The 11,577-nt window shown below is 73.9% G+C and carries 13 protein-coding genes; 7 read left to right on the forward strand and 6 right to left on the reverse strand.

Going from position 1 to position 11,577, the window contains the following annotated elements; all coding sequences use genetic code 11:
• Window positions 1–24: 24 nt before the first annotated feature.
• Complete coding sequence (locus tag BKI49_RS27510) at window positions 25–1,221, reverse strand: exo-beta-N-acetylmuramidase NamZ family protein (protein WP_095936951.1); 1,197 nt, start codon at window positions 1,219–1,221, stop codon at window positions 25–27.
• Between the two features lie 406 nt (window positions 1,222–1,627).
• On the opposite strand from BKI49_RS27510, the gene BKI49_RS27515 reads away from it, so the two are divergent.
• The 4 genes from BKI49_RS27515 to BKI49_RS27530 all read left to right on the forward strand — a co-directional run bounded on the left by BKI49_RS27515 (window position 1,628) and on the right by BKI49_RS27530 (window position 3,699).
• Window positions 1,628–2,017, forward strand: a complete 390-nt coding sequence (locus tag BKI49_RS27515) for a Tat pathway signal sequence domain protein (protein ID WP_095936952.1) — start codon at window positions 1,628–1,630, stop codon at window positions 2,015–2,017.
• On the forward strand, window positions 2,014–2,625 hold the full coding sequence (locus tag BKI49_RS27520; RefSeq protein WP_095936953.1) for a class F sortase: 612 nt from the start codon (window positions 2,014–2,016) through the stop codon (window positions 2,623–2,625). The genes BKI49_RS27515 and BKI49_RS27520 overlap by 4 nt, the downstream gene beginning before the upstream one ends.
• A 98-nt stretch (window positions 2,626–2,723) precedes the next feature.
• Window positions 2,724–3,215 carry an RNA polymerase sigma factor gene (locus BKI49_RS27525; protein WP_028802489.1) on the forward strand — a complete coding sequence of 164 codons (492 nt, stop codon included), beginning with the start codon at window positions 2,724–2,726 and terminating at the stop codon, window positions 3,213–3,215.
• On the forward strand, window positions 3,199–3,699 hold the full coding sequence (locus BKI49_RS27530) for a hypothetical protein (RefSeq protein WP_095936954.1): 501 nt from the start codon (window positions 3,199–3,201) through the stop codon (window positions 3,697–3,699). The genes BKI49_RS27525 and BKI49_RS27530 overlap by 17 nt, the downstream gene beginning before the upstream one ends.
• 24 nt (window positions 3,700–3,723) lie before the next feature.
• Here the strand turns inward: BKI49_RS27530 and BKI49_RS27535 are convergent, their stop codons facing one another.
• From BKI49_RS27535 to BKI49_RS27545, 3 genes are all read right to left on the reverse strand, one after another.
• Window positions 3,724–5,007, reverse strand: a complete 1,284-nt coding sequence (locus BKI49_RS27535) for an FAD-dependent oxidoreductase (RefSeq protein WP_095936955.1) — start codon at window positions 5,005–5,007, stop codon at window positions 3,724–3,726.
• Between the two features lie 345 nt (window positions 5,008–5,352).
• Window positions 5,353–5,988 (reverse strand): DUF305 domain-containing protein, encoded by a 636-nt coding sequence (locus BKI49_RS27540; protein ID WP_095936956.1) that lies wholly within the window; start codon window positions 5,986–5,988, stop codon window positions 5,353–5,355.
• A gap of 85 nt (window positions 5,989–6,073) precedes the next feature.
• The gene (locus BKI49_RS27545; protein ID WP_095936957.1) at window positions 6,074–6,466 is read right to left on the reverse strand and encodes a DUF6153 family protein; all 393 of its coding nucleotides are present in this window, start codon (window positions 6,464–6,466) and stop codon (window positions 6,074–6,076) included.
• Between the two features lie 374 nt (window positions 6,467–6,840).
• Here BKI49_RS27545 and BKI49_RS27550 point away from each other — a divergent pair, with 374 nt between their 5' ends.
• Both BKI49_RS27550 and BKI49_RS27555 read left to right on the forward strand, forming a co-directional pair.
• On the forward strand, window positions 6,841–8,205 hold the full coding sequence (locus BKI49_RS27550; protein WP_095936958.1) for an FAD-dependent oxidoreductase: 1,365 nt from the start codon (window positions 6,841–6,843) through the stop codon (window positions 8,203–8,205).
• Between the two features lie 128 nt (window positions 8,206–8,333).
• The gene (locus tag BKI49_RS27555; RefSeq protein WP_095936959.1) at window positions 8,334–8,885 is read left to right on the forward strand and encodes a hypothetical protein; all 552 of its coding nucleotides are present in this window, start codon (window positions 8,334–8,336) and stop codon (window positions 8,883–8,885) included.
• On the opposite strand, the gene BKI49_RS27560 is transcribed toward BKI49_RS27555, so the two are convergent.
• Complete coding sequence (locus BKI49_RS27560) at window positions 8,821–10,041, reverse strand: serine hydrolase domain-containing protein (protein ID WP_095936960.1); 1,221 nt, start codon at window positions 10,039–10,041, stop codon at window positions 8,821–8,823. The two genes, BKI49_RS27555 and BKI49_RS27560, sit on opposite strands and share 65 nt — an antisense overlap.
• A 219-nt stretch (window positions 10,042–10,260) precedes the next feature.
• Complete coding sequence (locus BKI49_RS27565) at window positions 10,261–10,620, reverse strand: winged helix-turn-helix transcriptional regulator (protein ID WP_095936961.1); 360 nt, start codon at window positions 10,618–10,620, stop codon at window positions 10,261–10,263.
• A 130-nt stretch (window positions 10,621–10,750) separates the two neighbouring features.
• On the opposite strand from BKI49_RS27565, the gene BKI49_RS27570 reads away from it, so the two are divergent.
• Window positions 10,751–11,392 carry an NADPH-dependent F420 reductase gene (locus tag BKI49_RS27570; RefSeq protein ID WP_095936962.1) on the forward strand — a complete coding sequence of 214 codons (642 nt, stop codon included), beginning with the start codon at window positions 10,751–10,753 and terminating at the stop codon, window positions 11,390–11,392.
• Window positions 11,393–11,577 lie beyond the last annotated feature (185 nt).

Consider the following 11,577-nt stretch of genomic DNA (forward strand, 5'->3'; position numbering starts at 1 on the left):
GCGGCGCCGCCCGGGCGGGGGGTCTCAGGCGTAGAGCAGCACGTCGTCCCCGGCCCACCGGCCGGGCGGCCCCGGCGGATCGCACAGCGGCAGCGGGTCGTCGCCCGCGTCGACGGTGCGGCGCAGTCGGTCGGACCCCCACAGCAGGTCGACGAAGTGACGGTGGCCGGTCCCCTCCGCGCCGCGGTCCGCGCTGCGCCAGGCGAAGTCGTCGGGGTACAGCCGCCGCAGCGTGGCGAGCATCGCGACGGCGGTGCGTACGGGGGCGAACGCCTCGCGGTCGGTGAGGTGGAGCTGGACCCCGCGCAGCGGCCGTCCGGCGTGTTTGTGGAAGGTCGGTACGTACCGCAGATCACGGAAGTGCACTCCGGGCAGGGCGAGTTCGGCGAGCGCGGGCGCGAACCGCGCGTCGATGTACGGGGCCCCGACGATCTCGAAGGGCTGCGTGGTGCCCCGGCCCTCCGAGAGATTCGTCCCCTCGAACAGGCAGGTGCCGGGGTAGACGGTGGCGGTCGCGGGCGTAGGGATGTTCGGCGAGGGCGCCACCCAGGGCAGACCGGTGGCCTCCGCGTCCGCGGCGCGCCGCCAGCCGGCCGCCTCGACGACCGTCAAGTCGGCTTCGGTGCCCGCCACTTGGGGGACGATCGAGGCGTTCAAGAGGCGGGCGACCTCACCGCAGGTGAGGCCGTGCCGGACCGGCATCGGGGCACGCCCGACGAAGCTGGCCCATCCGGGGTCGAGCAGCGGGCCCTCGCTGACGAGTCCACCGAGGGGGTTCGGCCGGTCCGCGACGACGAACCGCACGCCCGTGCGAGCCGCCGAGACCAGCAGGTCGAACATGGTCCACACATAGGTGTAGAACCTCGCCCCGATGTCCTGGAGGTCGTACACCAGGGCGTCCACGCCGCTGTCGAGCAGCAGTTCGTCCAGGCGCTCGCCGTCGCACCGGTAGGTGTCGTGGACCGGCAGTCCGGTGGCGGGGTCGGCCCACGCGGACTCGCTCTCGCCCGCCTGGCCGGTTCCGTGCAGTCCGTGCTCGGGACCGAACAGGGCGACCAGCCGCATGCCGGCGTCGAGCAGTGCGGGCGCGGCCGGACGCAGGTCGGGCAGGACGCCGGTGTGGTTGGTCACGAGCCCGATGCGGCCGGGTCCGGCGAGTCCGGGCGAGGCGTGCAGTCGCGCGATCCCGGTCGTCACCGCGGCGCGGTCGTCCGTGCTCATCCTCTGCCCCCGTCTGCCGGTGACCTCTCTCAGCGGTAGCTGGAAATGTACTGTGATGTCCGGGAATTCTGGGGAACCGCGAGGGCACGTCGAGCCGGACGCGCCGCGACGCGGTCACCGCCGCCGGGCTTCCCCGGCCCCGGGCGGCACCGCCGACCTCGGACGCCCGCGCCTCGACGACGGCCCGGGGTCCCCGGTGACGACGTGCGTGTCGGTTACCCGTGCGGGGGTCCCGGGCTGCCAGGTCCCGGGTCGGCGCCGGCCCCCTCCCTGCCCTCCCCGGGAATCGGACGGCCGGCGACTTTGCCCGTTCTTTACAACCTGCCCCGGTGCCGCCTCGTCTCTCCGCTCGATCCGTGACCCCGCCCGGCACCGGCCGGGCGGACCGACGAGAGAGAGCGATCCCATGCGCCGAACTGTCCTCAGCGCCGCGGCACTCGCGTGCACCGCCGTACTGGCGGGCACCGTGCCCGCGTTCGCCGACGGTGCGTCCCCGAGCCCGAGCGCGGCCCCCACCCGGGCGAGCAGCGAGCCGTCCCCGGTGCCCAGCGCCGAGCCCACCCGCGCGCCCAGCCCGGTGCCCACGCGCGCGTCGAGCCCGGCGCCCACCCGCGCACCGTCCCCGGGGCAGGTCTCCGTCAGGCCGTCGGGTGCGCCCGACACCGGCGTGACGGCCGCCGAGACCTCGGGATCCGGTTCCGGGGGCGGGCTGGTCGGCGGAGCCGCCGCCGCGGCACTCGTCGCGGGCGGCGGGGCGGTCTTCGTCGTACGCCGCCGCCGGGCGACCGGGGCATGACCCCGCTCTCCAGGCGCGCCTTCGGTACGGCGACGGCGGCCGCGCTGCTCGCGGGCTGCGGCGGCCGACCGGCCCACGGGACGGCGGCCCCGCGTCGGACCCGGAGCCCGGCGCCGTCGCGGGCCTCCTCCACGGCCCCGCACGCCCTCGCGCGTTCGGCCCCGGTCCGGCTGCGGATCCCGGCCATCGGGGTCGACACCCCGGTCATGCGGCTCGGCCTGGCGGCGGACGGCACCGTGCAGGTGCCCCCTGTCACGGCGCACGACCGGGCGGGCTGGTACCGGCACTCCCCGACACCCGGTCAGACCGGCCCGTCGGTCATCCTCGGCCACGTCACGGTCGGGGCCTACGGCGACGGGGTCTTCCGCCGTCTGGCACGGCTGCGCCGGGGCGACCGCATCGTGGCGCGCCTGGAGAACGGCACGGCGGCGGAGTTCGCCGTCAGCGCCGTACGGACCGTCGCCAAGGCGGACTTCCCCGCGGACGACGTGTACGGGGACGTGGACCGCCCGGAGCTGCGCCTGATCACCTGCGGCGGTGCCCGGACCGGCGACGGATACCTCGACAACGTCATCGTCTTCGCCGCGCTGAGCTCCACCACCCCCTGACCCGACGGCAGCCGTGCCGGGCCGGCGGAACGTACGCCGTCGGCCCGGCATCCTCCCTCACGAGTGCCGTACGAGTGCCATCACGACCATGGAGAGCGTTGAAACGGTCCCGCGACAAGGCAGCGTCCGAACTGTTCGCCGCCCTCTACCCGCGCCTCGCCGGCTGGTGCCGCCGTCTCGTCGACGACGACGAGACGGCCCACGAGATCGCCTCGGAGGCGTTCACCCGGCTGTGGGCCCGCTGGACGTCCGTCGAGGAGCCGCGCGGTTTCCTCTACGTGACCGCGGCCAATCTCGTCCGGGACCACTGGCGCAAGCTGGAGCGCGAACGCAGGGCCGTACGCCGTGCCACCACCGAGGCGGCCGTCCGCCCCCACACCGAACAGGCCGATCCGTCGGTGCGGCTGCTGGTGCAGTCGCTGCCCGAACGACTGCGCGTCCCGATCCTGCTGCACTACTACGCTGACATGCCGATCCGGGAGGTGTCCGAACTGACCGGGCGCAAGGAAGGAACCGTCAAGGCCGATCTCCACGCGGCCCGGGAACTGCTCCGTGTCCACCTGAGGAGAAGCCTTGACCACACGCTTTGACGACGGCCCGGAGTCCGGACCCGACGACCCCCTAGCGGTCATCCTGCGACCGTCCTCCGAATTCCTCGGACCGCCCGCCGGCCGTTACGAGGCGGTCCGCCGTGCCGCGGCCCGCCGCAGGCTGCTGCGGGCCGCGGCCGGGCTCGGCGTGTCCTGCGCCGTCGCCGCCCTCGTCGCGCTGCCCCTCCACCTGGCGGCGCCCTCGGCCCCCGCCTCCCCGACGGTCCCCCTTGCACCTCCGCCCGCCGACGGCCGTACGGCGCCTCCCGCCCCGTCGCCGACCCCCACTCCGTCCGCGTCGCCCGTCCCCTCGCGGCCCACCGGATCGGTCACGTCCCGTCCCACCCGGAGCCGACAGACCGAGGAGTCCCGTACCCCGGACGGCCGGGTCGTGCCCACCCCCGCCGCCTCGGCGACGCCGACCGTCGCGCCGTCGGCGGTCCGGAGCGGGGCGAGCACACCCGAGAGCGGCCCCCGGCGGTAGCCCCCGGCGGCAACCGGGCCGCGGTCAGGGCGCGGTGACCCGCCGGGCGGCGTGCGTGGCGATGCGTGTGGCGACGTACTCCGTACCGGCCACGAACCGCATCATCGGCCCGTACGTCGGGGCGGCGAGCGAGCCGGCGAAGTACAGGCCGGGGACGGAGGATTCGAAGCCCGCCTTCAGACGAGGTGCCTTCGACCCCGGGACGCACGCCAGGGCGCCGCGCACCGTGGGGGACAGGAAGGGCACCGCGTCCAGGTCGAGCCGGTAGCCCGTGGCCGCGAGCACATGGTCGACGGTGAGGGCCTCGGACGCACCGCGTGGCCCGGCGACCTCCAGGCGCACCCCGGACCGGGCGGCCTCGGCCCGGGTGACACGGCACGAGGTGCGTACCCGGAAGACGCCCTCCACGCGGTCCCGCAGCCACCAGCCGCCCGACGGCCCGAGCGCCCGCCGGAACAGCAGCATCCGGACCGCGGCGGGCAGCCGCCGCACCGCGCCCGGAGCCCTGCACACCGCGGCCAGGATCCAGCCCGTGCCCAGCGGTGAATAGGGCCGGGCCATCCGCCGCCACCGGGCGCGGGCCGGGCCCGGCGTCCTGCCCCACAGCACGTGGTCCTCGCGGACCAGTACCTGCACCTCGGCGCCGGCCTCGTGCAGCAGCGCGGCGCTCTCCAGCGCCGACTGGCCGCCGCCGATCACGGCGACGCGCCGGCCGGCGTACGGCGACAGGTCGGTGTGATGGCTCGTGTGCGACACGAGAGCCCCGCGCCCCGCTCCGTCGGGGCACAGGTGCATCAACTCCGCGGGAACATGGGCGAGTCCGTTCAGGCCGGTGGCCACGACCACGGCCGCGGCGGTGAGTTCCCGGCCGTCGTCCAGCCGGACCGTGAACCCGGAGTCCGTCGTGGCCCGGTCGACGCTCACCACCCGGGCGGGGTCCACCTCGCCGACGTGGTGCTTCTGGAACCATTGCCCGTAGCGCACGAAGACGTCGCACGGGATCGGCGTGAGTTCGGTCAGTTCCGGTTCGCCGTGTGCGCGGCGGAAGTCCGCCAGCCGGGCACCGGGTACCGGGGCGGACAGATCGACGGCGTCCGGTGTCGACTTCAGGAACATTCCGGTGGCCATGGCGTGCCGCCAACTGCCCAGCGTCTCACCGAAGACGAGCACCGCTACGCCGGTGGCCCGCAGGTGTGCCGCCACCGACAACCCGTACGGGCCGGCCCCGATCACGACGACCGGAGGCGGTCCACTCCCCGCGAACGCCCGCTCCCGGGCAGGGCGTTGCTCAGGAAGCGACTGCGTCATGCATCCCCCCGCTGGTCCCCGCGCCGCCTTCCCCAAGGCGGCGCGACACGTCGGGATGGCGCGTCCGCAGAGTTCTCGTCGCGCCCGTCCCCCCTCCGCCGCTCAGTGTCGCCCGTATCCCGCCGTCGCACAGCGATATCGGCGCACGTTGCCCAAAACATGGTCGAACCGTGAACATGCGAGACCTCGCGGTTCCCTGCCGCCCCATCGGACACGGCAGACGCGTACGCGAAGGGCGCCGGGCGCCGCCCGTGGACCAGGGCAGCGTGCCGGGCGCCGGTGGTGGATCCGGAGCGCCCGGGTCCGGCGGGGGGCCGGAGCCTGCACCGGCCCCCCGCCGTGGCGTCAGCCCTGGCCGAGCAGCTTGTTCATCTCGGTGATCTCGGCGTTCTGGGCCGTGATGATGTCGTCGGCCATCGACGTGGCAGACCCCGACCTGCCCTTGGCCTTCTCGGTGCCGGCCATCTCGACGGCGCCCTTGTGGTGCTCGACCATCATGGTCAGGAACATGGTGTCGAACTCCTCGCCGGAGGCGGCCTTCAGCGCGTCCATGTCCTTGGTGGACATCATTCCGGACATGCCGGAGTGGCCGGAGTGGTCCATGCCGGGCATGGAGGCCGCGGAATCCGCGGCCGGCACCTTCGCGCCCCAGGACCTCAGCCAGCCGGTCATGGTCGCGATCTCCGGGTCCTGGGCCTTCTCGATACGCGCGGCGAGGTCCTTGACCTCGGCGGAGGCGGCCCGGTGGGAGGCGAGCGCCGCCATCTCCACTGCCTGCCGGTGGTGCGGGATCATGCCCTGCGCGAAGGAGACGTCCTGCGCGTTGTGGGGGCCGGCGGACGGGTCGGCGCTCGTGGACGGGGAGGCCGCGGAGTGACCTGAGTGGCCGCCGTCGCCGCCGCAGGCGGTGAGGACGAGCGCGGCGGTCGCGGTGACCGCGACGAGAGCGGCGCGGCGTGCGCGGGTCGACTTGTCGGACATGCGTGAACTCCTGCAAAGGGAAGGTGACGTACTGATCCGGGCGTGCGTGAGCGCCGCGCCGGTGTCGGCGCGGTGCCGGGTGCCTCTAGATCCGCAGGAGTTGGAGTTCGGCGAGTGAGGGGGGCGCGCGTGCGCCGTCGGGCGCATCGGCCGTCGACGGGCACGCCGCGTCGGCGCGGGCGGGGACGGCCGTCGGGTCGGGCGCGAGCGCGGGCAGCACCGGTCCGCCGCCGACGGCCCCCGACGCGCAGGTCGAGTCGGCGTGCCGGACGTGGCTTCCGCCGCAGTGGCCGTCGGGGCAGTCGTCGTGCGGGGTGGCGGTGGCCGCCATGGGCCGGGCGTGACGGTGCTCCGGGACACCGCCGCCGGGGGCGAGGGCGTGCATGCCCAGCAGCCCGGCGAGCAGGCCTAGGACGAGCAGCGCCCGCCACCGCCGCACGGGCGGCCGGGGAGCGGGGGCCTGCTCGCGGCTCTTCATCGGCTTCATCCTAGGGCCTGCCGGAACAGTGCCCGGCGTCGCCCGGAGGGGTGGCCCGGCACCATGCCTGGCGTCGCGGGACGGACGGCACACCGGGCGTCCGGTGCGCACGCCCGGTGTGCCGGGTGCTGTACTCGGGGCCGCGTCCGGTGCGGCGAGCTCGCGTGCGGGGCGTCGCCGGGCAGGGTGGGAAGGGTCGGACAGGCCGTGCGCGGCACGGGCCCGCCGGGGTCGGGAGGCCGTCGTGGAGTGGGGTCCTCGCCCCATAAGGCCGCCTTATGGGGTCATAGCCCGGACCCGACTACTGACTTAGGCTTGCCTTAGCTTAGGCTTCCCGTCGAGTCCGCCTGCCCCTGCTCGAAGGGAACCTGATCATGCCTCGCCCTCTGCGGGTAGCCATTGTCGGAGCCGGCCCGGCCGGGATCTACGCCGCCGACGCGCTGCTGAAATCCGCAGTGGCCGCCGAGCCCGGAGTGTCCATCGACCTCTTCGAGCGGATGCCGGCCCCGTTCGGTCTGATCCGTTACGGCGTCGCGCCCGACCACCCCCGCATCAAGGGCATCGTGACGGCCCTGCACCAGGTGCTCGACAAGCCGCAGATCAGGCTCTTCGGCAACGTCGACTACCCGCGGGACCTCAACCTGGACGACCTGCGCGCGTTCTACGACGCGGTGATCTTCTCCACGGGCGCCACCGCCGACCGGGCGCTCGACATACCCGGCATCGACCTCGACGGCTCGTACGGAGCGGCGGACTTCGTCTCCTGGTACGACGGACACCCGGACGTGCCGCGGACCTGGCCGCTCGACGCGCGCAAGGTCGCCGTCCTCGGCGTCGGCAACGTGGCGCTCGACGTGGCACGCGTGCTGGCCAAGACCGCGGACGAGCTGCTGCCGACCGAGATCCCGCCGAACGTGTACGAGGGACTCAAGGCCAACCAGGCCCTGGAGGTCCACGTCTTCGGCCGTCGCGGCCCCGCCCAGGCGAAGTTCAGCCCGATGGAGCTGCGGGAGCTCGACCACTCGCCGAACATCGAGGTCATCGTCGACCCCGAGGACATCGACTACGACGAGGGCTCCATCGCCACCCGGCGCGGCAACAAGCAGGCCGACATGGTCGCCAAGACCCTGGAGAACTGGGCCATCCGCGACACCGGGGACCGCCCGCACAAGCTGTTCCTGCACTTCTTCGAGTCGCCCTCCGAGATCCTCGGGGAGGACGGCAAGGTCGCCGGACTGCGCACCGAGCGCACCGCCCTCGACGGCACCGGCAACGTGAAGGGCACCGGGGAGTTCAAGGACTGGGACGTCACCGCCGTCTACCGCGCCGTCGGTTACCTGTCCGACAGCCTGCCCAAGCTGCCCTGGGACGTCGACTCGGGCACGGTCCCCGACGAGGCCGGCCGCGTGATCGAGGACAGCGGGGAGCACCTCCGGTCGACGTACGTCACCGGCTGGATCCGGCGCGGCCCGGTGGGTCTGATCGGTCACACCAAGGGTGACGCCAACGAGACGGTCGCCAGCCTGCTGGACGACCACGCGAACGGCCGGCTGCAGACCCCGGTGTCGCCGGAGCCGGAGGCCGTGGACGCGTTCCTCGCGGAGCGGGAGGTGCGCTTCACCACGTGGGACGGCTGGTACCGGCTCGACGCCGCGGAGAAGGCGCTGGGTGAGCCGCAGGGCCGCGACCGCGTGAAGATCGTCGAGCGTGAGGACATGCTCAAGGCGAGCGGCGCCTAGGACTTCGGCTGCAGCACGCGAGGCCCGGACCATGACGGTCCGGGCCTTCGTCGTTCCCGGCGCGGCCGGCCCGTCGCTCGGCCGGGGGCAGTTTTGAACACGTTCAAGAGTGGGCGTACGCTGCTGCCATGAGCGACAGAGCCGCCCTCCTCAAGGGCATCCGCGCATGGCTGGTCTTCTTTGTCGTCTGCCTGGTGCTCAGCGGCGCCACGGCCTTCCCCCTGGTGCACGAACTGCGCTGGACGGAGGATCTGTTGAGGTCCCTGTCCGTGCCGGAGCACCTGCCCGCACTGACGGACTGGATCGAACGGGTGCGGCAGGGGCTGGACGCCGCCGACTCCGACTACCCGTTCCTGCTGTACGGCACGGACTGGCTGGCCTTCGCCCACCTGGTGATCGCCACCGCGTTCTGGGGGCCCTACCGTGACCCGGTCCGCAACATCTGGGTCGTCGAGTTCGGCATGATCGCCTGCGCCGGCATCGTCCCCCTCGCCCTGATCTGCGGACCGATCCGCGGAATTCCCTTCTGGTGGAGCGTGATCGACATGTCCTTCGGTGTCCTCGGAGTGATCCCGCTCCACATCGTCCGCAAGAGGATCAAGCGGCTGGAGGCGCTCACCGCGAACCCCGCCCCTTCGCCGGCTCCCGGTCCGCACGTCCCTCCGGCTCCGGCTGCCTGAGCGCGGCCATCGCGATCCGCTGGGCCACCGGGTTCATGGACTCGCCTTTCGCGTCGGTGGAGTTCACCGAGTAGACGAGGGTGCGCGACAGGTCCCTGGTGGCCGCGACGGCCGTGCTGTAGCCGTACCGGGCACCCGACTTGAGCCAGTAGACCGTGCCGCCGTACTCGAAGCGCTGGAGCCCCGCGCTCATGTCGGCGCCCTCGATGCCCGCCGGCACGGTGAACATCTCCTCCAGCTGCGGTCCAGGGACGAGGTCTCCGCGGAAGAGATGGGTGATCAGCCGTTCCAGGTCGGCGGTCGTCGAGACCATGTCGCCGGCCGCCCACCGGTCCGCCTGGTTCCAGTCGGTGACATCGACGAACTCCGTCGTGCCGTCCGCCTTCCGCACGGCCTGGTACCCGTGGTTGTGCGGCCCGTGGATACGGGGATCCGTGCCGGGGAAGTACGTGTGGCGCATCCCGGCGGGCCGCAGGATCCGGCGGTCCGCCTCGTGCGCGTACGAGTGGCCGGTCACCTTCTCGATCAGCATGCCGAGGACGGTGTAGTTGATGTTCAGGTAGTCCTGCCGGCTCCCCGGCCGGAACTCCGGCCCCTTGGCCACCGCCGAGGCCACGACCTGTCGCGGCGTGAGCGTGTCGAAGCGGTGCGCGTACACGTCCTCGAAGGAGTCGCCGAAGCCGTCGCCCGCCTGGATGCCGCTCGTGTGGTTCAGCAACTGGCGTACGGAGACGGGCTCGAAGGCGGACGTCAGCAGCCCGGGGAGATAGCGCTGCACCGGCGCGTCCAGGTCCACCCTGTCCTCGGCCGCCAGCTGGAGGACGACCGCCGCGGTGACGACCTTCGTGGTGGACCCTGCCCGGAACCGGCCGTCCGGGTCGGCCGCCCGCCCGCTCCGCAGATCGTGCACGCCCGCGCTGCCGCGCCACGCGCCGTCGGTGCCACCGACGCGCACGAGCGCGGCGGTCGCGTCCCCGTCCGGGAGGCCGGCCAGCGCGGCACGCAGCGCCCCGGCGTCGGGTCCGCCCGTCCGCTGCGCGTTCGCCACGGGGCCCCGGGCGGTGGGGGAGGCGAACGCGGGCGCGCTCAGCGGTCCGGCGGCGAGGCCGAGACAGACAGCGGCGGCGACGACAACTGCGGTACGGCGGTGGGGCATCGGGCACTCCTGCGGGCGGTGGGACGGTCGAGGTCGATGCCGTTCATCCTCCGGCCGCCTGCTGCCCGCCGGATCCTCACCAGGGAGGGGGCGGTCCCTGGCGCCCGCCCGAGGGTCGCCCCTAAGGGCCGCGCCGAGCCCCGCCCGCAAGACCCCTTCCTCCAGCGGCCGTTCGTGCCCGCCCTCACGTCCGGCCCGTCCCTCGGAACCCCCGTACCGTCACCCCCCTGCCCCCTCGGCCCGCTCCTGCGCGGCCATCACCTCGTCGCCGTGGACGTGGGCCCAGGCCCCGAACGCCTCGATCGGGTCGAGCAGCGTCCGTCCCAGCCGCGTGAGGCGGTACTCCACCCTGGGCGGCGACCCGCCGTACGCGCACCGGGTCACCAGGCCGTTGAACTCCAGCCTGCGCAGCGTCTGCGTCAGCACTTTCGCGCTGATCCCGCCGATCGCGGCGCGCAGCTCCCCCGGGCGCCGCGGCCCGTGCCGCAGTGCCCACAGCACCACGCAGTTCCAGGTGTTGCCCAGCAGGTCGAAGGCGAGCCGGGCCCGGCAGTCGGCGAGGAACGCGTCGGTGGTCACTTACCGAATGGTGCCCGAGCGGCTTCCTACTGTCGTCCTCGAGCCACGGATCCGGCGACCGCGCGGAGGCCGGCACGGCGACGGCCGCGCACGGATGCGGTGGTGCGACGACGGAAGGGACACGAGGCGGATGAGGATCGGGACGCTCGGCGCGGGGAACATGGCGGACGCGCTCGCCACGCAGTGGGCGCACGCCGGGCACGACGTGTGCGTGGGCGCGCGGGATCCGGGCCGGGCGGCCCGGCTGGCCCGGCGGATCGGCGGGCGCGCCGGAGATCTGCGCGAGGCGGCCGAGTTCGGCACCGACGCGGTGCTGCTCGCACTGCCGTACGCGGCCGTCACCGAGGTCGTCGCGGGCCTCGAAGAACCGCTGCGCGGCAGGGTGCTGATCGACTGCGTCAATCCGGTGGGGCCGGGATTCGTCCTGCGGACCGCGGGCGGACCGTCGGCCGCGGAACGCGTCGCCGCCGCCGCGCCCGGGGCCCACGTGGTCAAGGCGTTCAACCTCTGCCACGAGGACGTCTGGCGGCTGACACCGCCGGTGTTCTCCGGACGTCCGCTCGCGGTCCCACTGTGCGGCGACGACGCGCAGGCGCTCGACGTCGTCCGCCGGCTCGTGCGGGACCTGGGGTGCGAGCCGCTGGACGCGGGCGGGACGGCCAGGGCCGGTCTGCTGGAGGCGACGGCGGCGCTGCTGATCGGACTGTGGGTGGGGGAGGGGGCGGACGCCCAGGCCATCGCCCCGCCGAGGGAGTTCGCGGGCGAGCGCTGACGCCGGGGTCCGCCGGCGCGACGGCCGACGGACCGCGCGACTGCCTCGGTCGCGGCCCGAGATCCGGCTCCGGCCGCGGTCCGAGAGACGGCTCCGGCCGCGGTCCGAGAGACGGCTCCGGTCACGCACCGCGTGGCGCGCGTGATGGTCGGTCGCGGTCCGTGGTGTTCGGCCGCGTGCTGAGT

This window comes from Streptomyces sp. Tue6028 (genome assembly GCF_002300165.1).
Classification (GTDB): domain Bacteria; phylum Actinomycetota; class Actinomycetes; order Streptomycetales; family Streptomycetaceae; genus Streptomyces; species Streptomyces siamensis.

Coding starts and splice junctions, on each gene's coding strand:
- BKI49_RS27560 (WP_095936960.1), bottom strand. CDS start 10,041: ATGCCCCACCGCCGTACCGCAGTTGTCGTCGCCGCCGCTGTCTGTCTC.
- BKI49_RS27555 (WP_095936959.1), top strand. CDS start 8,334: ATGAGCGACAGAGCCGCCCTCCTCAAGGGCATCCGCGCATGGCTGGTC.
- BKI49_RS27545 (WP_095936957.1), bottom strand. CDS start 6,466: ATGAAGAGCCGCGAGCAGGCCCCCGCTCCCCGGCCGCCCGTGCGGCGG.
- BKI49_RS27535 (WP_095936955.1), bottom strand. CDS start 5,007: ATGACGCAGTCGCTTCCTGAGCAACGCCCTGCCCGGGAGCGGGCGTTC.
- BKI49_RS27570 (WP_095936962.1), top strand. CDS start 10,751: ATGAGGATCGGGACGCTCGGCGCGGGGAACATGGCGGACGCGCTCGCC.
- BKI49_RS27515 (WP_095936952.1), top strand. CDS start 1,628: ATGCGCCGAACTGTCCTCAGCGCCGCGGCACTCGCGTGCACCGCCGTA.
- BKI49_RS27540 (WP_095936956.1), bottom strand. CDS start 5,988: ATGTCCGACAAGTCGACCCGCGCACGCCGCGCCGCTCTCGTCGCGGTC.
- BKI49_RS27510 (WP_095936951.1), bottom strand. CDS start 1,221: ATGAGCACGGACGACCGCGCCGCGGTGACGACCGGGATCGCGCGACTG.
- BKI49_RS27550 (WP_095936958.1), top strand. CDS start 6,841: ATGCCTCGCCCTCTGCGGGTAGCCATTGTCGGAGCCGGCCCGGCCGGG.
- BKI49_RS27520 (WP_095936953.1), top strand. CDS start 2,014: ATGACCCCGCTCTCCAGGCGCGCCTTCGGTACGGCGACGGCGGCCGCG.